The sequence below is a fragment of the Fundicoccus culcitae genome (genome assembly GCF_024661895.1).
GTDB classification, from domain to species: domain Bacteria; phylum Bacillota; class Bacilli; order Lactobacillales; family Aerococcaceae; genus Fundicoccus_A; species Fundicoccus_A culcitae.
Genome location: NZ_CP102453.1, coordinates 813310 through 839124, shown reverse-complemented (window position 1 = coordinate 839124; position 25815 = coordinate 813310). Strand labels below are relative to the sequence as shown.

Sequence of the window (25815 nt, the reverse complement as noted above, 5' to 3'; positions counted from 1 at the left end):
GAAAATAGTGAAAAAAGTCGATATGCCTTGGTCTCTAGATACAGAAGCACTCCCAACCGTCTTAGAATCCGATCCAACCAAAGGACTGAGTTCAGCCGAAGCAGAGAAGCGCTTGAAAGAAAACGGCTTAAATAAAATCACCCATTCAAAAAATATCACCTTTTGGGATATTTTAATTGAAGAAATTCAAGAACCATTGATTATTTTACTCCTTATTATCGGAGTTATTTATAGTATTTGGGGGAATGTTGGCGATACCATTACGATTATATTTGTTATTCTTGCGGTTACTTTTGTTGAAGTTTACACAGAATATAAGGCTAAGAAAAGTATTGAGTCTTTGCAAAAAATGGCTTTACCAACTAGTTGGGTCATAAGGGATGGAAAAGCCACGGAGATAGAAACCAGTTTAATTGTAGTGGGTGACATCCTTATCTTAAAAAATGGTGTAAAAATCAGCGCTGATGCCCGTGTCATTGAAGCACATGGTTTGGAAGCTGATGAGTCGCAACTCACAGGTGAATCGATGGGGATTTCTAAACATGCACAAAAAATTCCTGAAGCAACAGGTTTAAACGATCGAACCAATATGGTTCATATGGGTAGCGTCATTCTAAAAGGTAAAGGACTAGCTATGGTTGTTAGTACAGGTATGGAAACGGAACTGGGTAAAATAGCCGGTTTAACCCAAGAAGCCAGAGAACCGAAAACACCTTTACAAAAATCGATGAAGCAGTTATCTAATAATTTAATTTGGCTTGCTTTGGGATTTAGTATTCTCATTCCTGTGTTAGGTGTGTTAAGAGGACTTCCAATTCAAGAAATGATTTTAACCGGTTTATCCTTAGCCTTTGCGACTATTCCTGAAGAAATGCCGATTATCGTGACGATGTTATTAGGTTTAGGCGCTATTAATTTATCCAAAAAAAATGTCTTAATACGACGTACGAAGGCAGCTGAAACGCTGGGGAGTGTCACGGTGATTGCCACGGATAAAACCGGCACCTTGACCGAAAATAAAATGACACTGACCCAGTGGGCTACACCTGATGAAAGGCGTTTATTTACTTATGGGTCTTTAATGGCTGATGTTAGTTATGATAGTAAGGGTGGCTTTTTAGGTGATCCGATGGATAAAGCCGTAGTTGATAAAGCGGAAGCTTTGGGTATTAACCGGAGAGATTTATTATTAGAGTATCATTTAGTTGAAGATTTTGGGTTTGATGAGGGTAATAAAACCTTTAATTCACGCTATACGTATGAAGGGAAAACTATTACGCTTATTAAAGGGGCTCCTGAAAGTATTTTCTCTCTTTCTCAACCAGATGCTGCGATGGAGAAACAGTTAAAAGACTATATGTCGGAAGGCTATCGAACGATTGCGGTTGCTTTTAAGGTTGAAACGGAAACGTTGTTTACTTTATCCGGGTTAATTTGTTTTGATGACCCCATTCGCGAAGGCGTTAAGGAAGCCGTTAGCGATTGTAAAAGTGCTGGTGTTAAAGTAATGATGATTACCGGAGATCATGCCAGTACAGCTAAACGGGTCGCTGAAAATGCTGGTATCGAGGTGACCGGAGTCCTTACCGGCGATGAAATCACCGCGATGTCCGCTGAAAGGCTAGCTAAAAAAGTGGAAGAATGTAATGTGTTTGCTAGAATTTCACCTGAACAAAAACTGAACATAGTACATGCGTTACATGCTAAGGGAGAAGTTGTCGCTGTAACGGGTGATGGTATCAATGATGCGCCTGCTTTAAAAGCGGCAGATATTGGAATATCCATGGGGATATCTGGAACCGACGTCGCAAAAGAAGCAGCAGATATGATTTTAACTGATGATAGCTTTGCATCAATTATCGTAGCCATCGAAGAAGGTCGACGTTTATATGATAATTTATCAAAATGTGTAAAATATTATTTAGCTTGTAAAGTTGGTTTGATTATTACCTTCCTAGTGCCTGTATTATTTAATACACCCATGCCGTTTTCACCCATCCAAATCATTATTTTAGAGTTGTTTATGGATTTAGCTGCTTCGACGTCGTTTGTAGCTGAACCGGCTGAATCAGATGTTTTGAAGCGTAAACCTAGAGATCCCAATGAAAACTTTATGAATAGACAAATGATAACCGGTATTTTAAGCGGGGGCTTAACCCTTTCGGTGCTTGTTTTACTGGTGTATTTCTATATTTTGAATTCAACGAATGATTTAACTACAGCACAAACATTTGCTTTTGTTGCTTGGCTTTTTGGGCATGTTAGCTTGGCGCTGAACATGAGAACCAACGATATTCCTCTTAAAGAAGTGGGTGTTTTTTCTAGTAAACCGTTTAATATTTGGATAATAGGTATTGTGTTATTTTTGGTTGTCGCTCTAAATGTACCTGTGATAAGGGAGTATTTGAATCTAACAAAGATTGGCATCTTACCTACCATTGGTTTAGCTATCCTTGCGTTAATTGCAGCATCGTGGATGGAATTCTGGAAACTTTCGCGTCAATAATAGGTTAGTGCTAAGAAAGGGTGCGGGGTGTGACGAGTGGATGGTGTAATTATTCAGCTCGACTTTTGGGATCACGCATTTTGTGATAGGATTGACAGCTAGTTGACTAGCTGTGCAAGGAAATCAATGGTTAGTAAAATAGTTTAACGCGAGTAGCGAACGCATGAACTTCTAACAGCTCAGAAGTTAAAGTGTTTAGCGAACACATGAACTTCTAACAGGTCAGAAGTTAAAGTGATTGGCGAACGCATGAACTTCTAACAGCTCAGAAGTTAAAGTGATTGGCGAACGCATGAACTTCTAACAGCTCAGAAGTTAAAGTGAGTAGCGAACGCATGAACTTCTAACAGCTCAGAAGTTAAAGTGATTGATGAACACATGAACTTCTAACAGGTCAGAAGTTAAAGTGATTGGCGAACGCATGAACTTCTAACAGCTCAGAAGTTAAAGTGATTGATGAACGCATGAACTTCTAACAGCTCAGAAGTTAAAGTGATTGGCGAACGCATGAACTTCTAACGGTTCAGAAGTTAAAGTGATTGGCGAACGCATGAACTTATAACAGCTCAGAAGTTAAAGTGATTGGCGAACGCATGAACTTCTAATAGCTCAGAAGTTAAAGTGATTGGCGAACGCATGAACTTCTAACAGGTCAGAAGTTAAAGTGATTGGCGAACGCATGAACTTCTAACAGGTCAGAAGTTAAAGTGTTTAGCGAACGCATGAACTTCTAACTGGTCAGAAGTTAAAGTGATTGGCGAACACATGAACTTCTAACGGCTCAGAAGTTAAAGCAACAGCGAAACACCATTATAATCTTTGTTTAACGAGTTGGCTTGATAGCTATCTTAGTCATTTGGTCGTTCACTAACCCACATACCTAAATTAATCCGCAAAATTCAGCAAAGAAATAATTCGTTACTTAATGACAAGCCCCCTTCACAGCATATTATTTGGCAATCTGCTGAATTAATTTTATAATTAAATTAACGAAAGATTGTTGAAAAATATTTTGAGGAGGTACACCATGTCAAAGAATAAAGCCTTAAATTCAGAAGAAATTCAAACTAACATGCAAGGTCTCACGGACTGGACACTCGAAAATGATAAGAAGTTAACTAAAGCTTATAAATTCAAGAACTTTAAGGAAGCCTTAGCTTTTACAAATAAAGTCGGTGAGATTGCGGAGGCTGAAAAACATCATCCTGATATTCAGCTATCTTATGGGAAGGTAGTCATTAATCAAGAAACGCATGAAGGCGATGGCTTGACTGAAAAAGACTTTACGTTAGCTCAAAAAATTGATCAAATTGAAATGCCATAGTTTTGAATGTACTAGATATTTAAAACGCTACTCAGGTTGGGTGACCAGAAGTAGCGTTTTTTTTTGTTAATTTTATATTTAACAAGCCCTATCATTTATGATGAGCTGTCAACCGTCATTACTTCTCCATTTAGTCGTTTTTCTCACTTGCAAATAAATTTGGCTAAAGTGAATAGCCTTTTCGTGGTGGGGATATTTATTTTTACAAAAGGGATACATTTCATGCTACACTGATGATACGAGGTGATACGATGGAATTTGAGGCCAAAATAAAAGAACAAATTAAATTACACGATTCGATGGCACCACAAGATTTTATGAAGTTATGTTTCAAAGCCGCTTTTGGTGCCGAACACCTACTTTCCGATGTTCATGCAGCGAGGTCCTACTTCGATGCGGAATGTGAAAAGACGGCTCCTAACAACAGTCCTTTGTATGAAGGCCTTTCGCCAGATTACGCTCGCGTCAATATCGCTGCTTGGAAACAGCAAAACCTACCTGCCGACACGCTGTTTCAGCTTTTTGTCCAAACCGCCAATCACCCTCCAAAAACAAATGGAGAAGCCCTTTTTAATAAATATCTCCATATAACCGATCAAGTGATTGCTTCTGTTGATATTAACTTTACATGGGAAGATTGGATTAATTATAAAGAGGCTTATTTAAAAAATGGCATTCAGCCGGTTCATCATAGTGAAAATTATCGAAAGCAAGAAAAACCATCTTATCGGATGGTAAGTAATAACTTACTTAATGATTGGTTGGCAACCTTCAATAAGAAGGTGATGAATTGAACGGAATAAACTATGAAGCGTATCAAGGAGAATTAGTGTCTTTACGTAGACATTTTCATGCAAATCCGGAAATTAGCTTGCAAGAGAAAGAAACATCTGCATTTGTAGAAAAATATTTACAGCGGTTAGGTTTAGAAACAAATAGAATTGGTGATTATGGGATAACCACTATGATTTGGTCAGATAATCCTCAGGCTAAAACAATCGCTGTTCGCTGTGAAATGGATGCTTTGCCTGTCACAGAGGAAAATGAATTTCCATGGAAATCTCAACATGAAGGGGTTATGCATGCTTGTGGGCATGATGGGATCATTGCTGCTGGACTGGTTTTAGCGAAAATTTGTCAAACACATCAAAACCAATTGCCCATCAATGTGAAATTTATTTTTCAACCAGCCGAAGAAAATGGCAAAGGGACGCATATTATGTTAAACGGTGGTGTCATGGAAAATCCACAGGTCGATTATTTTCTCATGTTTCATTATGCGAATGATGCTTATTCAGGTGTTGAGTACAGCAAGTATCCATCTTCAGCAACTGTAGGAAATATAAACATTAAAATAAATGGTCATTCAACTCATTGGGGTTTATATAATCAAGAAGTAGATAGTATTAATGCGGCTAGACAAGTGTTACAAGTTATACACGATTTAAATAACGATTTTAAATCGAAAGCACCTTTTATTATGGGAATTAGTAAAATAAATGGGGGAACGAGTCGAAATGTTGTTGCTAAAACAACCCTATTAGAAGGGGCTTTGCGTGCAGCAAATTCTGAAGACTATTTTCAATTGCGGCAAAGATTGTTTGATGAATTAGCTCAAATTAGTCAACAATCCTTAGTGACCATAGAAACTGAATTAACGGATAAACCAACCCCACCGATAATTAGCGATGGGGATCTGGTTGATTTAGCTGATCAAGTTGGGAAAGAAATTTGGTCCGATGATGCGCGTTTAGTTAAAAATGACTATTTGAATGCCGACACAGCCTCTTATTATTTTAATTATGCCAAAGGGATTTTTTTGGTGTTTACTGCAAAAAAACCCGATCAATTCTCTTATCCATTTCATAATGGTAAGTTTGATTTTAATGAAGATATTTTATGGAAATCAGTTATGATGATTCATCAATTTATTTTAAAAATGCGGAAATAGGTTCATTACCCGTTCTGATGTAATATATGATATTTTTTTATTGTAATATTGTAATAGATATAAAAGGGAAATTGCACTATGATTATTAAAAATATTTATTCTAAAAATGGTAAATCCTTTTAAAACGACACTGATTCAGTGTATAATGAAAACATAGTAATCAATTTCACAATTTAATTGTGGGAAAAGATTATTAATATCATTTATCGTTTATCGCTAATTGATGGATTGGCGGTAAAAAGAAAGGGGTTTGTTTTATGAAAGGCGTTAAAAAGTTGTTGTCGGTTCTAATGGTTAGCATGATGGTTTTAGCCATTGTGTTCCCGGTATTTACACCAGTCGGTGCGCAAGGATTAACTTTTAATCCAGGTACGTATGTGGGTGTTTCGGACGAAGGATTTGCTGGCAGTGTGGAAGCTACAGTGACCGTTTCGGAGAATGCGATTGAATCGATTGTGGTGGCTAGTGATGGTGAAACTCCTGATATTGGTGGGAATGCCATGACGATGATTGCTGAAGAAATTGTGGCTAATCAAAGTTTAGCCGTTGATACAGTATCGGGTGCAACATTGTCGAGTAATGCCATATTAGCAGCGATTACCGATGCTTTAACACAGGCAGAAGGAGATATTGATTATCTTACGGATGAAGCTAATCGGGCTGAAGTAGCGGTGGTGGAACAAGAAGATATTTATACAGATGTCGTAGTTGTTGGTGGCGGGGGTGCTGGTTTGACAGCGGCACTTGAAGCAGTTAACAATGGGGCTAATGTGGTACTTTTGGAAAAAATGTCCATGCTAGGGGGTAATACACTCCGTGCAACGGGTGGTATGAATGCTGCGGAAACAGATGTTCAAGAAGCTTTAGGTATTGAAGATTCTGTTGAAGTGTTTTATCAAGACACTTTAGAAGGTGGGCATGGAATCAATGATCCTGATTTATTACGGGTCATGGTAGAAAATTCAGCTGAAGCGTTAAGCTGGGTGAATGATTTAGGCGCTGGCTTAACAGATGTTAGCTTCTCCGGTGGGGCAACTAATCCACGGATTCATAAACCTGAAGATGGTTCTGCTGTCGGTCCATTAATTGTTAGAGTTTTAGAAGTAGCTTTGAGCCAACAAGGTGTTGAACCTATGTTAGAAGTAGAAGCGACAGCTTTAATTCAAGATGAAACAGGTCGTGTTATCGGTGTGACGGCAGTCAACAAAGATGGCGTTGAATTTAACGTTTATGCTGATGCGGTTATTTTAGCGACAGGTGGCTTTGGTGCCAACCAAGAAATGGTTGAGGAATATAATCCAGAACTAGTAGGTTTTGGGACAACGAATGCACCAGGTGCCCTTGGACAAGGTATTGAAATGGCGTTAGCCGTTGGTGCTGATACGGTTGATATGGAACAAATCCAAATTCACCCAACGACTCAACCAGGTACAGGGAAACTTTATACTGAAGGGTTACGTGGCGATGGCGCTATTTTAGTTAACAAAGAAGGTCAACGTTTTATTGATGAATTGAAAACGCGTGATGTTGTTTCACAAGCCATTTTAGCTGAAACGGATGGCGAAGCGTATTTAATTGTTAACCAAGAATTAGTTGATCAAAATGCCTCAATGGCGAGTTATATTGAACAAGGTGATGCTATTGCAGGGGCAACGGTTGAAGAGTTAGCTGCTAATTTAAGTATGGATGCCGCAACTTTACAAGCGACGCTAGATGCTTACAATGAAGCTCAAGCGAGTGGTGTGGATGAAGCCTTCGGTCGTGAAAATATGACGATGTCACTGGCAGAAGGACCATATTATGCCTTGTTAGTAACGCCTTCAATCCATCATACAATGGGTGGATTACATATCGACACAAATACACACGTCTTAAATACAGAGGGTGAAATCATTCCAGGTCTTTATGCTGCGGGTGAAGTAACCGGTGGTATTCATGGTGGCAATCGTATTGGTGGTAACGCCGTTTTAGATATCGTTGTATTCGGACGTATTGCTGGACAAACGGCCGTAGCGGAAATAAATGGAGCAGTTGAAACTGAAGCAAGCGATGAAGAAGAAGTAGCCGAAGAAACGGAAGAAGTGACCGAAGAGGAAACAACCGAAGAGGATGTTGAAGAAGAAGACGTTTCCGAAGGGGAAGAAGATATTTCCGAAGAAACGGAATCTGAGGCGGAATCTGAAGAAGAACTAGATGATGCAGCTTAATATTAGAATTTAGTTGGAAATGTGAAGCAAAGACAATGAATGGACTGTCTTTGCTTCTTTTTTAATATTTTCTTTGCTGTGTGCTATAAAGTAGATAATCGAAAGGATGGTTGTATGAATCGAACGATGGGAATGCTTGGATCTGCTATCACTTTGATTAGTGTCATTTTGTTTGCTGTCTTTATGTTGATTGATTATTCAAGTGCTGCCTATGCCGTTTGTATCGTATTAGCTTGTGGCTACATCATTATGGCGAGTAGTTTTGGCGCGTTTGCAGCTATAGGTTTTGAGGCAGCCAAATTGGCTGGTATCGCCTTTGCGATTATTTATGGTGTCTTTGTTATGTTAGTGTATTATGCGCAAATTACGACGCTTCAACAAAATGATTTGACCGAACAAGCCATTCAAATACTTGATTATCAAAAATTCGGTTTGTTTTTTGCCTATGATTTGTTCGGATATGCTATGCTATCCGTATCTACTTTCTTTATCGGACTCACCATCGTACCCAAAAATAAAGTAGACAAAATATTGAGAACATTATTGTTGTTTCATGGTGTTTTTACGGTAGTAGGTATCATTCCCGTATTAGGCCTATTCAATTCGGATATGGTGGGTGGGGAAATCATTGGTGTCCTCGTATTAGAAATCTGGTGCCTGTATTTTATTCCCATTTGTATCTTGAGTTACCAACATTTCAAACAACAAGAAATAAGGAGCGTATAAAATGAAAGTGCTATTCCATCTGGATGAAACAGAAAAATGGTCCATGACCTTAGCGAATGTCAAAAACTTTTTGCATGAAGTGCCAGATGCTCATATTACCGTCGTAGCCAACGGTCCCGCTGTAAAATATTATACAACCGATGCGATTGAAGCCGATTTATTAGCACAAGTCGATTTTGTCGCTTGCAACAATGCCTTAAAAGCGAATACCATTCAACCCCCTCAAATAAATACCGCTGTACGAATCGTAAATGCTGGTGTGGTCGAAATTGCTAGAAAACAAAAGGAAGGTTATGCTTATATTCGTCCGTAATGGGAAAAGGAGTTGACACTATGTTTGATCCAAGCAATCCGGTTGTCAAATTATGTATGGAAGGATTAGCCTTAGAAGCAAAAGGAGAAACTAATCAAGCCCAAATGATGTTTATGAAGGCTTGGGAGGTTGCTACAGATGACTTTGAACGTTTCATCGCAGCCTTCCATTTGGGGCGTCTTCAAAATGAGCTGACCGATAAACTGAATTGGTTTGAAACATCCTTGCGTTACGCACGCCTGATGGATGATAATAATGTCAAAAGTGCCTATGCAACTTTGTATGAAAATATCGCAAAGTGTTATCAAGCTTTGAACGATGTGGAAAATGCTGCGCTTAATTTTGAGGCAGCTAATGATTACAGAGGTAAAGTCTTTGATCAAGGACCTTTTTATCATGGGACGCGTGCTGATTTACAGATTGGGGATTCGTTGAAGGCTGGTTTGAATTCTAATTATCGTCAAGAGCTCAAGATGAATCATAGCTATTTTACAGCTAATTTAAATGGTGCGGCGCTAGCGGCAGCTTTGGCAAAAGGAGAAGGAAAGGAACGGATATTTATTGTTGAAGCTACCGGCGCCATTGAAAATGACCCGAATGTGACCGACCAGAAGTTTCCTGGCAATTTGACCCGTTCATATCGTTCGGCTGCCCCTTTAAAAATTATTGGCGAAGTATCGGAATGGGCAACGATGAGTGATAGCAGTCGTCAAGAATGGCAGGCGAAAATTGACCAAAATAAAGGTGAGATATTTAATTAAAAATAAATACCACATATTAAAAGCTGGTTACCAACATGAAATTGGTAACCAGCTTTAGTTATGCTACAGATCAAAAATACGGTCAGGGTTTAAAATAGCCTTGGGATCAAGTGCTAACTTGATTTTTCTAAGGACTGCAATATACCCTTCATCAAAGAAATATTTAACATAAGGCTTTTTCTCAAGGCCGATTCCGTGTTCGGCTGAAGGCAATCCTTCCATACTAGCGACTAATTGATTCATTTTATCCGTGTAGGTTGCAAGGACAGTTTTCCATTGATCATCGTCCATATCAAACTTCAAGATGCAAATATGTAGATTACCGTCACCAGCATGACCGAAGAAGGCAGTTTCTACGCCCAATTGTTCGCCCAGCTCTTTAGATTTAATCAATAATTCAGGTGTGCGATTAACAGGCACAACCGGATCATACATTTTGGTTGTTGAGGCAGCATAAATACCATTTAAAATATTATCACGTATATGCCAAACCGCTTTCGCTTCTTGTGCGTTCAAGATGCGTGTACTTAATGCACCCGATGCTTGGATAACCTGTTCTAAGTTTTCTAATTCTAATTGAAGACCCTCCTGGTTGTTAGAGTTCACCGTTAGTAGTAGGAATGAGCGTCCTGCTTGATTGGTCATTTTTGTTTGCGTGTAGACTTCAGCATGCTTTACTGAGGATTCATCAAGTAACTCTAAGGCGACTGGACTAATGGGTGCTCTAAGAATTTCAAAAATAACGGGAGCTAAGTTATTCAAATCATCAAAGCCGATAAGTAAGGATAATTCATAGGCTAAAACGGGACGGATTTCTAGCTGCAATTTTGTAATAACCCCTAAAGTTCCCTCAGCCCCAATAAATAAATCTTTCAAAGCATAGCCGGAAGCATCTTTGCGATTTTTTGATCCCACGGTTAATATTTGACCGTCCGCTAGGACCACTTCCATCCCACGGATATTATCCCGCGTGACACCGTATTTGATGGCGCGCATGCCACCGGCATTGGTCGAGGCATTGCCACCAACGGTAGCGTCTTTAGCGCCAGGGTCCGGAGCATAAAAATAAGGGGTAGTGGACAGGTATTCTCTAATTTGGTTCAGAGTAACACCGGCTTCTACCGTTAACGTTAAGGTTTCTTCGTCTAGTTCAATGATTTGATTCATTAATTCCAATGATAGAAAAGCTTCACCGTCTTGGGGATAAGTAGCCCCCGCTAAGCCTGTATGGGAACCAATGGTGATAACTTTAGTATTATTTTCATACGCCTCCTTTAGAAAGCGGCTAACATCTTCCGTTGTTTCCGCATAAGCAATGAGACTAGCAGAACCTGGCGTGGCTTCGTCAGCGTTCGATTTGAGTAATTCTTCTGGAACGTTAGTAACAATCTTCATCTAATTTCTCCTTTAAGCAATCGATTTCATCAATAAAAGTCTACTTGATATCCTTGAAAGTGTCAAATAGCAGTGATATTTATTAAAGATTTCACTTTACACTTGTAAAACACGAATACATATCAGTAAAATAGAGATTGACTAGAATGAAATAAGGAGAAGCGGGATGATTAATTGGGGAATTATTGGAGCGGGGAATATTGCACATCGCTTTGCGAAAAGTTTAGAGTCCGTAGAAGGGGCAAGACTGTATGCGGTGGCAAGGCGTACGTTGGCTAAAGCCGAGGCTTTTAAGGCGATGCATCCATGTGACGTTGCTTATGGTGATTATCAAGCATTATTAGACGATCAGGCAGTGGACGCTGTTTATATTGCGTTGCCACACTTATTGCATTATGAATGGATTGAAAAAGCGATTTTAGCGGGTAAGGCTGTCTTGTGTGAAAAACCTGCGACCATGAATGTTGAGGAAATGACGCGGGTCAAGGCGTTAGCTGATAAACACCAAGTATTTTTTATGGAAGCGATGAAAAGTCGCTTTACACCGGCTTATCAAGCCGCCAAAGCTAGCGTTTTGGCGGGCGATATTGGTGAAATTGAAGGCATAACGACGTCGCTTTGTCGCGTGTTCCTCGAAGAGGAAGCCACTTACCATTACGAGGCGGACCAAGGTGGCTGCCTACTCGATATGGGTATCTATAATGCGGCATTTATTGAAGATTTTATCGATGGGCCCTTGCAAATCAATGAAGTTGATAGTATTGAGACGGAAGATGATGTAGAAATTTATATCAACGCGATATTTTATAGTGATGAGAAAGAGTATGTCTTAGAATCTGCTTTTGATCGGGAAACGGAGACAGTGGCTGTTATTAGTGGTAGTAAAGGCATCCTTCGCGTGCCGGATTTTCATCGGCCACAGCGCTATGAGTTGATTACAGAGGGGTCAACGCAAGTCTTTGATATACCTTATATTGTTGATGATTTTTATGGTGAAATTCAACATGTTGTTAATTTGTTGGAAGCAGGAAAGTTGGAAAGTCCGATTATGCCAATGCAGGCATCAATAAATGCTATTGCGATTATCGAACAAATAAAAACACTGATACGACTTTGAAAAGATGATAGGCTAGCAAAGAACGAATGAATCAAAGGGAAAGAAGGCAAATTATTTATGCGAGGAAACATTGGATTTATCGGAGCTGGGAATATGGGACAGGCGATTATGGGAGGAATATTGGCTTCTAAATTGGTAACTGCCAAGGAAATCGTGGTATTCGATCGCTACCAAACGACCTTAGATGCTGTAAAAACGACATACGACATCACGGCTGTGAATAGCGAAATTGAAGTGGTCGAACAAGCGGAAATTATTATTTTAGCGGTTAAACCGAATACGCTGGCGGATGTTTTAGTCACGGTGAAAGATGCTGTCACCCCCGACAAAATAATCGTTTCAATTGCCGGAGGCAAATCCCTAACCTTTTTAAGTAAATATCTCCCTGAAAACACTAAAATTATCCGTGTGATGCCAAATACTCCTGCCATGGTGGGTGAGGGTATGTCGGCTTTATGTGTCAATGATTGGATAACGCGTGCAGACGAGGCAGAGGTTCTAAGCATTTTTGAATCATTTGGAAAAGCTAAAATTATGGATGAAGGTTTAATTGATGCGGTAACAGGCGTCAGCGGGGCATCGCCGGCTTTTGTTTATATGTTTATTGAAGCTTTAGCAGATGGGGCGGTTGCTTTGGGCATGTCGCGTGCAGATGCATATACTTTTGCGGCCCAAACGGTTTTAGGATCTGCAAAAATGGTCTTGGAAACAGGCAAACATCCAGGCGAATTGAAAGACATGGTAACTTCTCCAGCTGGGTCTACGATTGAAGGGGTTAAAATTTTAGAAGACAATAAGTTTCGCTCTGCGGTAATGAATGCAGTGATTGCTGTTGGCGAAAAGAATGCAAACATGTAACTTGATAGACTAAAAACACGACCTCGGTGGAAGTCGTGTTTTTTTATGTGTGGCGTAAAATGTCGTTAGTCTTTTCAACGGCTAGAGGGAGGTATTTTTTGTAGTTTTCTTGATTAGCAATCAAATCATCTGACGCTTTTTGTAGAGACGCCCAATCTGTTTGGGGATAGGTAAGTTTTTGTTGGTTAATAATCGGTAGGCAGCTAGTTCGCTTACGGAACATTTTTTAAGACATAATTTGCGTTAGTGCTCCTAATTTTGAAGGTCTTGTATTCGGTGGTGGGAGTTTCTTCTAGTTTAAAAGGCGTGACTGAATAAGTCGTTTGGATTGTAGTGAATGGCTCGATGATAGCTTTCATACTTGCTTATTCCTTAACACGCCCAACCGTTCCATCGGCTAACATAACTTTGATTCCATGGGGATGTGTCGGTGAATTCGTCAGAATTTTTGCGACCACGCCTTCCGTTAATTTACCTGTTCGTTGATCCTGTTTTTGCACAACTTTAACGGTTGCTCCAATTTCAATATTAGCTCGTTTTGTTCCATCCATAATTATATTTCTCCTTAGTGTTTTGTTGTATACTAGTTTACCATATGTCGAACATTTAAGGCGGGTGAATGTTATAGGGGAAGCTTGGGTATCAGTTTAAAAGGATTAAGCGAGTAAATTCCATTTACTCTCACAAGTGGAATATCTAGCCCGAGAATAATCCACATAACGCTAGAAGTGGAATATTCAGCCCAAGTATATTCCACATAACGCTAGAAGTGGAATATCTAACCTGAGTATATTCCACTTACTCCTTTTTTTAACAAGAATTTGGATAGAATTTTTTAATCAGCTATGATATTACAACATTCAGCGACTTAATTTTTTATACAAGCCCGTTTCGATTGCTGGCCAAACAGAGTTTCAATCGGTGGGCTTGTATACTAAGGCTAAAATTAATAGATGGCGAGGAGGACTGTAAGCCTCGCCATCTAATATGATTGATGGCGAGGCGGTACATAGGCATCGCCACCTAATACGATTGATGGCGAGGAGGACTAAAGGCATCGCCATCTAATATGATTGATGGCGAGGGTAAGCGGGAAGTGACGGACTGCCTAATAAAAATAGTGAGGAAGTAGTATACTCATACATATCTACTTGCTCACTATTAATTTTGCACAATCTTGTTGGCTTCTATCTGACCGTAAGCGGGAAGTAAATGACCGGTGTTTTGATAAGTTGTATCTTATATTTTGATTTGCCGGCTTTCGATTTCCGCTGAAAGCCGGCAAATGATTTTGGTGGACGTCGATGAGAAAAGAAAGCCGTCAAGTGGCTTGAGCAGTTGGAAGTAAAATGACGAATCCTCAATCCCTCGCCAAACAGCGATTCATTTGGCGTTCACCCGCGACACCCCCGCCAAACAGCGACTCATTTGGCGTTCACCCGTGACTCCCCCGCCAAACGACGACTCATTTGGCGTTCACTCGTGACTCCCCCGCCAAACGACGACTCATTTGGCGTTCACTCGGTAAGCGCCCAATAGTGAGGTATCTATCCATAAAAAAATAAACATGCTAAACTAACCCAGACGGAAGAAATTCTAGGTTAGTTTAACATATTAAGCTGTTTTTTCTTCAACAACATCACCAATAACCGTTTGTGCCGAACAGGCTTCTTTGATTTCATTAGACCAAGGCATATATTGATCTAATTTAGCTGTCGCTAAATCACTCTCATTCGGTAGGTGTGTCAGAAGATACTGAATGTATTGTTTTGCGTCTAAACCATGTAATTTAGCTGTCTCAATCAGTGAGAGAATAACTGCACCTGCTTGAGCACCGTTAAAAGTAGCCGCAAATTTATAATTATTTCGTCCCATCACTACAGTGCGTATGGAGCGTTCTGCTGCATTATTACTAAGCTCTAAGCGCCCATCCTTTAAAACGTTGTAGAAATACGCTTTATACTCTTTGGCATAACTAAACGCTTTACTCAGTTTGTCTTTCAGGATGGTGTTGGCAGCACACTGATCAATGTAGTTGAAGAGATTGTCCATTAATCGTTTAAGAATGAATTGCCTTTTCTTAAATCGTTCCTCAATGGATAACTCTTTCCATTCACGTTCCTTTCTAAAGATAGTATTTATCATAGTGAGAATCTCATCGGCTGTTGTCTTAGGTAATCCTTTGGAAACTCTACTCGCTTCAAAGAATTTTCGCCTTAGATGTGCCCAACAACCTGCCAACTCTAGGTTCTCGGTTGACTCATCAGCACTGCGATAGACCGCATACATATCACAGTGTATCGTCCCTTCGAAGCTACCAATGACTTCCTTAAACTTATCACTTCCACGCCCATCTTGGTGGGAGAAATACACGACTTTATGGTCATGATGTTGCGAGCTTTGAAGTATCCAATAAAAAGTTTTTTGCTTGTCACTTTCTAGGACACGGAAGGTGGTCTCATCCATATGCGCAATATCATGCGTGAGTATTTCATCATGGAGTGCACGATAAATAAAGCCTAAATAATACTCACAGGCTTTAATATGCCAACGACAAATAGTGGTTCGTGATAAAGGTAATAACAATTTTCTCCAATGATTTTCTTGGCGGTAAGCTGGCACTTTTAATTCATATTTTTGATAAATCGTCTCTGCAACGACAGAAGCCGACCCAAAGCTATTCACAAAAGGAAGTGAAGGGAGTTCAGATTTTACAAATTGATCTTTATCCTCTTGTGATGAGCAGTGGTCACACTTATAGCTCATTTGATGATGATTAACACATTTGAAATGAGCAGGAACAAACACAAGTTCTTGTTGTACTTGAGCTGGACCAATTAATTTTAATGGATGGTGACAATCATGACAGACTTGTTCTTCATCAGGTAAGTAATGATAGACATCTTCTTGAACATACTGATTGAGAATCTCATCTTTTCTTCCGACGGATTTTTCGCGCGGCTTGGAGTCTTTTGTTGTTTTTTTTTCAGATTTTTCTACAACTGGGGGCTCTGGTTTAGAATATTCCTCATGAGAGATAACTTCCGAGATATCTTCGGAAGGATCCGTGAAGAGATTCGTTTGTCCTTCCGAAATCATCGTTTCTCTTCGAGGGCTATAAGTCATTATTTGATAGGTTGCGAGGTCTTGACGCATAAGTTCAATCTTTATATTCGCAGCTTCAAGTTCGGATTCTAATTGATTGAATTTTTCTAAAATTTCTGAAATTCCTAATCCAATAAGTTCGTTTTCGGTCATGTCTATCACCTCTTTTCGTTAGGCTCATTATACCATATACCGAATATATTTACTAGTAAATTTAGCGATTATTCACTAAAATATATCGATTATTTATTGAAAATATAAGAGGTTTCTAAAGGCGGGTTCAAGGTATCACCTCGTAAAAGACGTTCTAATTGTTGAAGAGAAATTTCCATAAATTTCGGTTCGGTGTATGGCCAAACGAATCCCCCTCGTTCCAATCGATAAACTAAGTCAGTAAATCTAAAACCATCCCAATAGATGATTCGCAGAATGTTTCTTCGAGAATTACAAAAAAGATAGGCTGCGGTATGATCAGGTTTAAAAGCAGAACTAGATTGAATCAAAGTGCATAGACGTTGGCGATCTTGGTTAGCTGGCGAATCACGAGGCATTAGATAAAGTGTTTCAGGAATTGTAAAATCAATCATTATTATTGTCACTCCTTTTGTTTGATGAATTAATCATACTAAATCGGAGTAAATTTAAGAAGATACCTCACTATTGGGCGCTTACTTCACTCGTGACTCCCCCGCCGTAAGTGGGAAGTGAATAACCGTCATTTCTCACTTACGTGGGCGCACACATATTCGTGCAGTTGTTGTGAGCGCGATGGTTGGCGCACACATATTGGGGCGCTTTTTGTGAGCGCGACCCTGGGCGCACACATATTGGGGCGCTTGTTGTGAGCGCGATGGTTGGCGCACACATATTGAAGCGTTTGTTGTGTGCGTGAACCTAAGCGGGAAATGTATGACCATAAATAAACTACAAATTAGGCTATTCGGTCACGAAATCAGGTGCTTGGTGACCGATTAGCTTTATTTAACGTTCGCTCACTTCCCACTTACGCGAAGAAGAACATAGGCGTCGCCACCAAATCTGATTGATGGCGAGGCGGTACATAGGCATCGCCACCTAATATGATTGATGGCGAGTTGGTGTATGAACTTCGCCAAACTTACCAAACTAACCTTGATTTAGCGGACAAAGCAGTCATTCCCCACCAAAAATAATCATCTTCCTTGCAAGCTAACAAACATTAGCCTATAATAAAGTTTGCTAACAACCATTAGCCATAAAGGAGATAAAATGGAATCCACTAAAGAACGCATTACCTATGCTGCTTTACAACTTTTTGCAGAGAAAGGCTATCAAACAGTGACGGTGAAAGAAATTGCTGATAAGGTCAACATTAAAGCGCCGTCGTTGTACAAGCATTTCAAAAATAAGCAGGAGATATTTACTTCCTGTAAAGATTTGTTTTATCACAGGATGCATGAAGTGCATGATCAATTACACATGCCCGATTCGACCCGACCAGCTTTTGCTTATCAAAGTGCAACAACGCAAAAAATTATCGAGATAGCTGAAAATTTATTTGAATTTTATTTGACGGATGAGGTTGCAGCCAATTTTAGGAAGATATTATTGATTGAACGCTACCATAATAAGGAATTAAATCAAATGTATGAGGAGATATTTATTGATGGGGCGATTGACTATGAGGAGAAGGTTTTTGCTGAATTAGTTGAGCAAGGGGCATTTAAAAAGACGGAACCACACTTATTAGCCATAAAATTTTACGCACCCATCTACTTTTTGATTCAAAAATATGAGCAACGGACAGAGTCGATTGAAGAGGGGAAAGAAGCATTAAAGCAAGTCATAATAGAATTTTGCCAGCTATATAGTAATAAGGAAGGGTAGTGACAAGATGAAGTGGAGCAAAATCGTCATCGGATTAATTGTGTTATATCTCTTCGTTCAATATTTTCGGATGCGCAATGCGCGCCAAACAATTCAAGCGGAGCTTGATGCTATGCCGGTTCAAACGGCGGAATTAAGTTATGGGAAAATGACCTTTATTGATAACAAACGCGAAAATGCCGAAGTGATTTTATCGCTGCATGGTTTATATGGTGGTTACGACCAAGCGTACAACAATGTCGAAAATTTCAGTAAGGATTTCCGTATAATTGCTCCCAGTCGGTTTGGTTATCTTGCTAGCGATGTTAAAAACGATGGTAGCCCGCACGACCAAGCGGAAGCGATCATTGAACTCCTCGATTATCTGGAAATCCCTCAAATAAATATCATTGGGACATCCGCCGGTGGAACGCCTGCTTTAAGACTAGCGTTGGATTATCCCGAACGTGTTAAAACGGTTATTCTTTACAGTTCGGCTTCACCCGCAGCGGAAAAACCGACTGAAAAATCAGCTCGGCTTGGACCACCCTCATTTCTAAACAATGATTATTTAATGTGGTTGCTGTCACCGATGTTTGAGCCAATTATGGGCATGGATCCTAATACCATTAACTGGATGTTGCCTCTCGATCAAAGACGAGTTGGGGCTGATATTGATGCCTCTATCACCAACCCAGATATGCTCGATCGCTTCGACCAATATCCGATTGAATCACTACAAGTCCCAGTTTTAATCATTCATGCAAAAGACGATAAAGTTGCATCCTACGAGGCAGTTGCTCAATCACTTCATCGGTATCCAGACTTAACCACAAAAATCTTTGAAACAGGGGGGCATTTATTAGTTGGCCATGAAGCAGACGTTGAATCGACCGTCAAGGAATTTATTGAAAATAAAAAAATCCGAATGTATTAATGCATTCGGATTTTGCCCTTAATTAATCAACTTTCACCACCTGAATCCAACCTTCAGGTGCTTCAACCGTTCCAAATTGAATCCCCGTTAATTCGTCATAGAGTTTTTTCGTCACTGGACCCGGCTCAGTTTCAGAATGGAATTTGTATTCACGGTCTTGATGGGTAATTGAAGCAATTGGTGAAATGACAGCAGCCGTTCCCATGGCACCCGCTTCACTAAAGTGTTTTAGATCATCTAAATAAATATCGCCTTCTTCCACTGCCATACCTAAACGATTCTCGGCTAACCATAATAGTGATCGTTTAGTAATGCTCGGCAGAATGGAAGGTGATTTAGGTGTGATAAAAGTATTGTTTTTAATGCCATAGAAATTAGCTGACCCAACTTCTTCAATTTTTGTATGCGTAGTTGGATCAAGGTAAATAGCGTCACTATAGCCTTGGTCTTTGGCTAACTTACCCGGTTGATAGCTACTTGCATAATTACCTCCAACTTTATTAGCGCCAGTTCCTAATGGGGCTGCTCGATCGTAGTCACTCACGACAAACTTAGAGGGTTTCAAGCCGCCTTTGAAATAAAGACCGACAGGCGTCACAAAAATAGAAAATAAATACTCTTTAGCAGGTTGGACGCCGACAATATCACCTATCCCAATTAATAGTGGTCTAATATAAAGGGTCGCGCCACTTCCGTAAGGTGGGACCCATGCGGCATTGGCTTTAACTACTTCATGTATTGCTTCAACAAAATCTTCTTCAGGGTAAGCGGGCATTAATAATTTATTTGCTGAATCAATCATTCGTCGTGCATTAAGTTCTGGTCGGAATAATTGGATGTCACCCGTTTTGGTTTTATATGCTTTTAAACCTTCGAATGCTTGTTGGCCATAATGAAGGGCAGTAGAAGCTTCAGAGATGGTTATATCTTTATTGGTTTCAATTTGTCCTTTAGACCATTTCCCATCTTTATAATAGGCACGGTATTTTTTGCCGGTATCGATATATCCAAAATCTAAATCATCCCATTTAATGGTTTCTGGCGTCACTTGTGTCATCGTATCATCCTTTCGGTATAAAATCATGCACTTATTTTACTCCAAAAATTAAAAAACCACCAGAAAAAAATTAAAAAATCCTCATAATCCAAACGGCTAATCCAGAGATATTTATTTTTTATCAAGGATGTAAAGACGCGACATCGATATAGTTGAAAAAGGTTTTGCTCGCTAGGGTTAAGCGGTTTTTATTCTTATAGGCCAATCCGATTTTACGGAGGATTGGCTTTTCTAATGGTTTTATGACTACTTGGTATGGGATGCGCTGTAAAATAAGGCGAGGCAACAGACTAATACCTAAACCACTTTCAACCATAGCCATAACGGCATAATCATCCCATGTTCGAAAACGTATATTAGGTTGTACACCCATCTGCGCGAATTGATCGAGAACATCGGAATCACCGTCTTTTTCTAATAAAATAAATACCTCTGTGGCTAATTCCTTCATCGGGAAATAGGGATATTTACTATTTGCCAGCCGATGATTGCTGGGGAGTATCATCATATGATCATCATTCGCTAAAAATTCTGTTTCCATTTGCGTTACTGTAGGTAAACGGACAAAACCAAAGTCGACACGACCTTCAATTATCCACTTCTCAATTTCAGAATAATCGCCTAATAATAGTTCAAACTCAATTTTAGGATAGTCTTGCTGAAAGTTTTTTATGATGGTTGGCAACCAATGGGTGGCAACGCTTGAAAAAGTTCCGATGCTTATCAACCCGTCTTCTAAACCATTCAATGCGTTAATTTGATTTTCTAACAGCTCATAATCTTCGGTTAATTTTTTTATGTGTGGGTAGATGCTTAAGCCTTCAGATGTTAGCCGCAAACCTGCACGATTCCGTTCTAACAGGATTAAACCAGCTTCTTTTTCCAAGTCGTTAATCATACGACTAATACCTGATTGGGAATAGTTTAAAACATCTGCCGCTTGCGTAAAGCTTCCTAATTCAACCGTCTTAACCAAAGCCACATATTTTTGTAAATTCATATCCATAAAAAGCCTTCCTTTGTATCTGATTTTGTCATGTTAAAGATGATAAACATTCGTTTTAAAGATATTTATTTTAATGATACAATGAGGCAGGTAAATTTTCAATAAAAGGAATGAATATCATGTTCTATGTAAGTAACATCTTTCAATCAGCACCTCAAGTCTTTTCAAGTGTTTTGCAAGAAAAAACCTATCAAACATTAGCGAAGTTAAAAATAGCATTTTCGCGCGTAGAGACAGACGAAGCGATTACGATGGAAGATTGTGTGATTATCAACCAAAAATTAGAGATGGAAATGGTGAAAACACTCTTTTTATGTAATCGACAACAAACCAAATTTTATTTGTTTGTTACAAAGGGGGATAAAACTTTTTCATCGAAAGACTTTAGCCACGCTTTAGGTATTCCTAGAGTTTCTTTTGCCCCAGAAGTATTAATGGAGGAAATGTTAGGAACTAAGATTGGGGCTGCTACGGTATTCAGTGCTTTGTTGGATCAAGACAAGCAGATAAAGATTGTTTTTGATCAAGCTGTGCTTTCGCAAGAGTGGTATGGTTGCAGTGATGGAACAACGACGGGCTATATGAAAGTTAAAACAACACAAATTATCGAGGATTTTTTAAATGACACCAACCATCAACCATTAATCATCCAAGTATAGTATAAAGACACATTTTGAAAGAAAGAAGGGTAATGATGCAAGGGAAAATAGGTTTTATTGGAACAGGTAATATGGGACAAGCTATCATTAAAGGTATTTTAACTGCAGATTTGGTTTCAGAAAAAGAGATTATTGCTTATGATAGTTATCACCCGGCTTTAGAAAAGGTCAAAAATAGTTTAGGAATTCAAACGGCAACCAGTGAAAATGAAGTTGTCCAACAGGCGAATATGATTATCTTAGCGGTTAAACCAACTATGGTTGCCGATGTGTTAACCCGCGTAAAAAATGATGTAAACAAGGAAAAAATTATCGTTTCCATTGCTGCGGGAAAAACAATTGACGACTTAAGTAAATGCTTAGCAGAAGATGCCAAAATTATCCGTGTCATGCCTAATTCGCCAGCGATGATTGGACAAGGGATGTCTGCCCTATGTATAAATGACCAAATATCGCAAGATGATCAACAAGCAGTATTAGCAATTTTTGCTTCTTTTGGACAAGCTAAAGTTGTGGAAGAATACTTAATGGATGCGGTAACGGCTGTAAGTGGGGCTGGTCCGGCTTATGTGTATTTATTTATTGAAGCGTTAGCAGATGGGGCTGTTGCGTTGGGTATGTCAAGAAAAGATGCCTATGTTTTCGCTGCTCAAACGGTTTCGGGGGCAGCCCAAATGGCTGATGAAAAGCTTAATTAGAAGAAAAAATATTGGATTCAGTGTAAAATGAACTTAGCAATCTATGAGGAGGCGCGATCATGAAATTAGTCCCGATGCTAACGTTCAATGGAAATGCGGCTGAAGCTTTAGACCATTACCAAGCGGTTTTTGGTGGACAGGCTGACATTGCTTACTACAAAGATTTTCCTCAAGAATTTGGTGGCCAAGTACCCGAAGACATTGCCAATTCAATTATGCACGCTGGTTTGACCAATGATTTGTTTACGATTTATGTCTACGATGAATTTACAGATGACCCACCCGCTCGTTTCAACCATGCGGTCATTATGATGCTGGCCTTTAATGATTTTGAAACGGCCCAAACTATATTTGACCAACTTGCACAAGAAGCTATCGTCAAAGAACCTTTTGCTTCGACTTCATTTAGCCCTGGCTATGGTTACCTTATCGACAAATTTGGCTTAGAATGGCAATTTATCGTCGAATAAATACCTCTGCAAAACAAAAAGCCCCGTTAGGGGCTTTTTGTCTCAAGGAGTTTGTACTATTTATGGTAAACCAGCGGTTTCCATAGCATTTTGTAATGCTTCCATAAAGGCATTGGACGATACCGTTGCACCTGACACGACATCCAGTTCAGCTGATTGTGCAACAAGGGCTTGTTCAGCTAACGCATCAAGGGCTTCAACACCAATCCCCACCGTTTCAGATTGTTCAAGAATTTGGATATCCGTGATTTGATCGCCATCAACGGTGATTTGAATTCTTACACGCCCACCGAAGCCATCATTTGATTGACCTTCAAAGACATTATCCATGCTCACATCATCCGCTTCTACTGCTTCTTCCGTGTCAGTTTCGCTGTCATCAGCTTGTTCCCAAGCTTCGATTTCAGCCATTTTTTCTGAATGGGTCATCGTTCCTTGGCTGAGTCCACGATAGGAGAAGTATTCAGCTTTATTGGTTTTAGTTAAATGATTGGTTTCAGCACCTGCATGTGCTTCATTCAAGGCTGTATCAGCGGTAGCGAAGCCTTCTTCATCCACGGAAGCAGCTGCACGACCAGCAACATAACCAGATGTCATAACCCGACCAAGACCGTGAACACGCATACCACCACTCGCTTCACCGGCAGCAAATAAATTCGGAATGGTTTGACCATAAATGTCAACGACCTGCATATTACCATCCACACGAATACCCGCTAATGTGTCATGCATTGATGGGGTAGCCCATAGTGCATAGAATGGACCTTCTTCAATTTTGTTAACCAGTGTTGTTTCACGTTGCCAATCTTCATCGTTACCTGCATCAACAAAACCGTTATAGCGTGTAATCGTATCAACGAGTGTCGCTGGATCCATTTCAACATCTTCATAGTATTTGTTAACAACCATGTCCGCTAACTCTTCTAAAGTATCGGCTTTAAAGGCATAACCTTCAGCATAATCTAATACACCTTCAGCCTCCATATCCCAACCATTGCGGTCAACCGCAGCTTGGTCCATGATAGCCCATAGTGGTCCGCCATAAGCTTCAGCATTTCCATCACCTTCAAGGTCAATAAATGTTCCTGTTAAAGCTTGGTCAAAGAAAGGTTCACGTGCCGTGTCCATTTGGGCCATCGCATATTGATCTTCGTTACCAATCCGTTCTCCCACCATATTAACAATCACTAAACTGTTATAGTCGGGCACAATACCATTGGTTCGTACCAGTGGCCAAATGACACTATCTTCAGTCCAACCTCGACCGTAACCATATTGCGTACCAAAGCGTTGAGGGGCAGTGATATTGGCTCCGACAACCGATGTATAATTACCTAAACTACCTAAAGCAGCTCCAATTTCCATAGCCGCATACTCACCGGAAGCATCTTGGTCAGAGAATGGCATACCGGCTAAACCATCCATATATTCACCTAAACGAGGATCTAACATTGTACGGAATTCAACATTACCTGTCGAACCGCCGGTACAAATAATAACGGCTTTATTAGCTTTAATATTAACAATTTCACGGTTCTCTTCAATATTGCCATCACTCATTAAACTTTGTAAGGGTTCAGTTTCGCCAGGAAGGATTGTAGGGGAATAGCTTGCTTGAATCCCGGTAACTTGGCCTTCAAAGATACCATCACGATAAATTTTGTCCATGTGGTAGTTAAGCAGGAATTGTGCGCCTTCTTGGCGTAACGTTTGTTCAATAGGGCGACTAATTCCGATACCCGCTGCTTCTGTTCCGGTATAAGTATTTTCCCAATCAGAGGCATCCACATAGGTCATCCGTCCCACACTATCCCCATCATTACCACCATCACGATAATACGCACGAACCATAGGTTCAACATCTAAGGTTTTAATACCATTATCTAATAACCAATCATAGGTCTCTGCCATGGCGTTAGCAATTGAACGGGTATATTCCGGATCATTGTACCGAGAGTTTATCGATGTACCACGGGTGTGATCATAGTAATACAAGTCAGCCGAATCTTCGATACCCCAATTGTCTTGATCAATTGTTCCGCCGCCAGAGTGGAATTGACCTTCACTGACTGCCACGTGACCACCGACATCAAAGTTAGCTTCTACTAATAATACGGAAGCCCCATCATCAAGAGCTTTTAAAGCGGCTGTTAACCCTGATGCCCCAGCACCTACAACAACAACATCGGCTTCATAATCCCAACTAATTTCATCGGTAGCTGGTTGATTGGCCCCTGTACTCACAACATTGGACTGTGAGCCAACATTGGTTAAAGCTGATTGACCAACTAATAAGACAACAATCGCTGTAATAATCAGGGATGCAATTCTTTTAAGCTGTTTACGATTATTTTCTGAAAACATTACCTTTTCCACTCCTTTTTAATAAATACCTTCGATATGTTCGAGCTTTCACAAAAACCGACCTAAGACACTTCCTTACATAATAGCGATAACCGCTTTCATGCAAAACAACTAAAGAAGACGAGAAATTGAAAACGCTCCTCCTTTCAAGATAAATTCTTCACAAATAGTATATCAATTAAATTTATAGGTGTCAATTTGATAAAAGCTTAAAACAGATTAATTTTAGCCCTTCAATATTAAAAATATTTATTGAATGTTTATATTTCAATAAAAGTTTATATTTTATGTAAGTAGATTCACTTGTTTAGAAAGGGGAAATGACTGCCTATTGAAATCGTTGACATTTTAGGTGAATCGTTATAAGGTAATAGGAAGGACAATTAAATAATTATTGGGGTGCTGTAAAAAGCTGAGATTATACTCATTGAACCTGAACAGGTAATGCTGGCGAAGGGAATGTTTAACATAGTATGTTTAAACGTAAACAGTTGAGGCAATCCAGTAGGGTTGCTT

At 39.7% G+C, this 25815-nt stretch carries 22 protein-coding genes and 1 riboswitch; of the genes, 15 read left to right on the top strand and 7 right to left on the bottom strand.

Translation table 11 applies throughout. The annotated features are described in order from the left end of the window. Positions 1–7 precede the first annotated feature (7 nt). The 8 genes from NRE15_RS03880 to arr all read left to right on the top strand — a co-directional run bounded on the left by NRE15_RS03880 (position 8) and on the right by arr (position 9788). Positions 8–2506 carry a cation-translocating P-type ATPase gene (locus NRE15_RS03880; protein ID WP_313794305.1) on the top strand — a complete coding sequence of 833 codons (2499 nt, stop codon included), beginning with the start codon at positions 8–10 and terminating at the stop codon, positions 2504–2506. A gap of 1027 nt (positions 2507–3533) precedes the next feature. Continuing rightward, on the top strand, positions 3534–3830 hold the full coding sequence (locus tag NRE15_RS03875; RefSeq protein ID WP_313794304.1) for a 4a-hydroxytetrahydrobiopterin dehydratase: 297 nt from the start codon (positions 3534–3536) through the stop codon (positions 3828–3830). A gap of 251 nt (positions 3831–4081) precedes the next feature. After that, positions 4082–4624: a hypothetical protein gene (locus NRE15_RS03870; RefSeq protein WP_313794303.1), complete on the top strand. Its 543-nt coding sequence runs from the start codon at positions 4082–4084 to the stop codon at positions 4622–4624. Further along, positions 4621–5781: a M20 family metallopeptidase gene (locus NRE15_RS03865; RefSeq protein WP_313794302.1), complete on the top strand. Its 1161-nt coding sequence runs from the start codon at positions 4621–4623 to the stop codon at positions 5779–5781. Before NRE15_RS03870 ends, NRE15_RS03865 begins: the two co-directional genes overlap by 4 nt. Before the next feature lie 257 nt (positions 5782–6038). Next, positions 6039–7988, top strand: a complete 1950-nt coding sequence (locus NRE15_RS03860) for a flavocytochrome c (RefSeq protein WP_313794301.1) — start codon at positions 6039–6041, stop codon at positions 7986–7988. 114 nt (positions 7989–8102) lie between these two features. Further along, on the top strand, positions 8103–8714 hold the full coding sequence (locus tag NRE15_RS03855; RefSeq protein ID WP_313794300.1) for a hypothetical protein: 612 nt from the start codon (positions 8103–8105) through the stop codon (positions 8712–8714). Position 8715: 1 nt separating this feature from the next. Further along, positions 8716–9027 carry a DsrE family protein gene (locus tag NRE15_RS03850; RefSeq protein ID WP_313794299.1) on the top strand — a complete coding sequence of 104 codons (312 nt, stop codon included), beginning with the start codon at positions 8716–8718 and terminating at the stop codon, positions 9025–9027. 20 nt (positions 9028–9047) lie between these two features. Next, the gene (gene arr / locus NRE15_RS03845; protein WP_313794298.1) at positions 9048–9788 is read left to right on the top strand and encodes an NAD(+)--rifampin ADP-ribosyltransferase; all 741 of its coding nucleotides are present in this window, start codon (positions 9048–9050) and stop codon (positions 9786–9788) included. Between the two features lie 63 nt (positions 9789–9851). On the opposite strand, the gene NRE15_RS03840 is transcribed toward arr, so the two are convergent. Further along, positions 9852–11183 carry an FAD-binding oxidoreductase gene (locus tag NRE15_RS03840; protein ID WP_313794297.1) on the bottom strand — a complete coding sequence of 444 codons (1332 nt, stop codon included), beginning with the start codon at positions 11181–11183 and terminating at the stop codon, positions 9852–9854. A gap of 166 nt (positions 11184–11349) precedes the next feature. Between NRE15_RS03840 and NRE15_RS03835 the strand changes: the two genes are divergently transcribed. Both NRE15_RS03835 and proC (NRE15_RS03830) read left to right on the top strand, forming a co-directional pair. Next, on the top strand, positions 11350–12300 hold the full coding sequence (locus tag NRE15_RS03835; RefSeq protein WP_313794296.1) for a Gfo/Idh/MocA family protein: 951 nt from the start codon (positions 11350–11352) through the stop codon (positions 12298–12300). Positions 12301–12357: 57 nt separating this feature from the next. Then, positions 12358–13158 (top strand): pyrroline-5-carboxylate reductase, encoded by an 801-nt coding sequence (gene proC, locus NRE15_RS03830; RefSeq protein ID WP_313794295.1) that lies wholly within the window; start codon positions 12358–12360, stop codon positions 13156–13158. A 365-nt stretch (positions 13159–13523) separates the two neighbouring features. Here the strand turns inward: proC (NRE15_RS03830) and NRE15_RS03825 are convergent, their stop codons facing one another. The 3 genes from NRE15_RS03825 to tnpB form a co-directional block, all read right to left on the bottom strand. Next, positions 13524–13709 carry a YwbE family protein gene (locus NRE15_RS03825; protein ID WP_313794294.1) on the bottom strand — a complete coding sequence of 62 codons (186 nt, stop codon included), beginning with the start codon at positions 13707–13709 and terminating at the stop codon, positions 13524–13526. 1063 nt (positions 13710–14772) lie between these two features. Further along, positions 14773–16416, bottom strand: a complete 1644-nt coding sequence (gene tnpC, locus NRE15_RS03820) for an IS66 family transposase (RefSeq protein WP_313794293.1) — start codon at positions 16414–16416, stop codon at positions 14773–14775. Between the two features lie 89 nt (positions 16417–16505). Further along, positions 16506–16850 carry an IS66 family insertion sequence element accessory protein TnpB gene (gene tnpB / locus NRE15_RS03815; protein ID WP_313794292.1) on the bottom strand — a complete coding sequence of 115 codons (345 nt, stop codon included), beginning with the start codon at positions 16848–16850 and terminating at the stop codon, positions 16506–16508. 661 nt (positions 16851–17511) lie between these two features. Between tnpB and NRE15_RS03810 the strand changes: the two genes are divergently transcribed. Both NRE15_RS03810 and NRE15_RS03805 read left to right on the top strand, forming a co-directional pair. Beyond that, the gene (locus NRE15_RS03810) at positions 17512–18129 is read left to right on the top strand and encodes a TetR/AcrR family transcriptional regulator (protein WP_313794291.1); all 618 of its coding nucleotides are present in this window, start codon (positions 17512–17514) and stop codon (positions 18127–18129) included. A gap of 7 nt (positions 18130–18136) precedes the next feature. Beyond that, positions 18137–19045 carry an alpha/beta fold hydrolase gene (locus tag NRE15_RS03805; protein WP_313794290.1) on the top strand — a complete coding sequence of 303 codons (909 nt, stop codon included), beginning with the start codon at positions 18137–18139 and terminating at the stop codon, positions 19043–19045. A gap of 22 nt (positions 19046–19067) precedes the next feature. Here NRE15_RS03805 and NRE15_RS03800 read toward each other — a convergent pair whose 3' ends face one another. Further along, complete coding sequence (locus NRE15_RS03800; RefSeq protein WP_390887177.1) at positions 19068–20129, bottom strand: branched-chain amino acid aminotransferase; 1062 nt, start codon at positions 20127–20129, stop codon at positions 19068–19070. 94 nt (positions 20130–20223) lie between these two features. Next, the gene (locus tag NRE15_RS03795) at positions 20224–21108 is read right to left on the bottom strand and encodes a LysR family transcriptional regulator (protein WP_313794289.1); all 885 of its coding nucleotides are present in this window, start codon (positions 21106–21108) and stop codon (positions 20224–20226) included. A 119-nt stretch (positions 21109–21227) separates the two neighbouring features. On the opposite strand from NRE15_RS03795, the gene NRE15_RS03790 reads away from it, so the two are divergent. From NRE15_RS03790 to NRE15_RS03780, 3 genes are read left to right on the top strand one after another with little or no spacing between them, the layout of a single operon-like run. Further along, positions 21228–21767 carry a prolyl-tRNA synthetase associated domain-containing protein gene (locus NRE15_RS03790; RefSeq protein ID WP_313794288.1) on the top strand — a complete coding sequence of 180 codons (540 nt, stop codon included), beginning with the start codon at positions 21228–21230 and terminating at the stop codon, positions 21765–21767. 35 nt (positions 21768–21802) lie between these two features. Then, the gene (proC, locus tag NRE15_RS03785) at positions 21803–22465 is read left to right on the top strand and encodes a pyrroline-5-carboxylate reductase (protein WP_313794287.1); all 663 of its coding nucleotides are present in this window, start codon (positions 21803–21805) and stop codon (positions 22463–22465) included. Between the two features lie 59 nt (positions 22466–22524). Then, a complete protein-coding gene (locus NRE15_RS03780; RefSeq protein WP_313794286.1) occupies positions 22525–22935 on the top strand; it encodes a VOC family protein in 411 nt (136 codons plus the stop codon). Between the two features lie 60 nt (positions 22936–22995). Here the strand turns inward: NRE15_RS03780 and NRE15_RS03775 are convergent, their stop codons facing one another. Then, positions 22996–25299 carry an FAD-dependent oxidoreductase gene (locus NRE15_RS03775; protein WP_313794285.1) on the bottom strand — a complete coding sequence of 768 codons (2304 nt, stop codon included), beginning with the start codon at positions 25297–25299 and terminating at the stop codon, positions 22996–22998. A gap of 385 nt (positions 25300–25684) precedes the next feature. Further along, a riboswitch (TPP riboswitch) is annotated at positions 25685–25775 on the top strand. The last annotated feature ends 40 nt before the right edge of the window (positions 25776–25815 follow it).

Coding starts and splice junctions, on each gene's coding strand:
- NRE15_RS03875 (WP_313794304.1), top strand. CDS start 3,534: ATGTCAAAGAATAAAGCCTTAAATTCAGAAGAAATTCAAACTAACATG.
- NRE15_RS03870 (WP_313794303.1), top strand. CDS start 4,082: ATGGAATTTGAGGCCAAAATAAAAGAACAAATTAAATTACACGATTCG.
- NRE15_RS03860 (WP_313794301.1), top strand. CDS start 6,039: ATGAAAGGCGTTAAAAAGTTGTTGTCGGTTCTAATGGTTAGCATGATG.
- NRE15_RS03855 (WP_313794300.1), top strand. CDS start 8,103: ATGAATCGAACGATGGGAATGCTTGGATCTGCTATCACTTTGATTAGT.
- NRE15_RS03850 (WP_313794299.1), top strand. CDS start 8,716: ATGAAAGTGCTATTCCATCTGGATGAAACAGAAAAATGGTCCATGACC.
- arr (WP_313794298.1), top strand. CDS start 9,048: ATGTTTGATCCAAGCAATCCGGTTGTCAAATTATGTATGGAAGGATTA.
- NRE15_RS03840 (WP_313794297.1), bottom strand. CDS start 11,183: ATGAAGATTGTTACTAACGTTCCAGAAGAATTACTCAAATCGAACGCT.
- NRE15_RS03835 (WP_313794296.1), top strand. CDS start 11,350: ATGATTAATTGGGGAATTATTGGAGCGGGGAATATTGCACATCGCTTT.
- proC (WP_313794295.1), top strand. CDS start 12,358: ATGCGAGGAAACATTGGATTTATCGGAGCTGGGAATATGGGACAGGCG.
- NRE15_RS03825 (WP_313794294.1), bottom strand. CDS start 13,709: ATGGATGGAACAAAACGAGCTAATATTGAAATTGGAGCAACCGTTAAA.
- tnpC (WP_313794293.1), bottom strand. CDS start 16,416: ATGACCGAAAACGAACTTATTGGATTAGGAATTTCAGAAATTTTAGAA.
- tnpB (WP_313794292.1), bottom strand. CDS start 16,850: ATGATTGATTTTACAATTCCTGAAACACTTTATCTAATGCCTCGTGAT.
- NRE15_RS03810 (WP_313794291.1), top strand. CDS start 17,512: ATGGAATCCACTAAAGAACGCATTACCTATGCTGCTTTACAACTTTTT.
- NRE15_RS03805 (WP_313794290.1), top strand. CDS start 18,137: ATGAAGTGGAGCAAAATCGTCATCGGATTAATTGTGTTATATCTCTTC.
- NRE15_RS03800 (WP_390887177.1), bottom strand. CDS start 20,129: ATGATTTTATACCGAAAGGATGATACGATGACACAAGTGACGCCAGAA.
- NRE15_RS03795 (WP_313794289.1), bottom strand. CDS start 21,108: ATGGATATGAATTTACAAAAATATGTGGCTTTGGTTAAGACGGTTGAA.
- NRE15_RS03790 (WP_313794288.1), top strand. CDS start 21,228: ATGTTCTATGTAAGTAACATCTTTCAATCAGCACCTCAAGTCTTTTCA.
- proC (WP_313794287.1), top strand. CDS start 21,803: ATGCAAGGGAAAATAGGTTTTATTGGAACAGGTAATATGGGACAAGCT.
- NRE15_RS03780 (WP_313794286.1), top strand. CDS start 22,525: ATGAAATTAGTCCCGATGCTAACGTTCAATGGAAATGCGGCTGAAGCT.
- NRE15_RS03775 (WP_313794285.1), bottom strand. CDS start 25,299: ATGTTTTCAGAAAATAATCGTAAACAGCTTAAAAGAATTGCATCCCTG.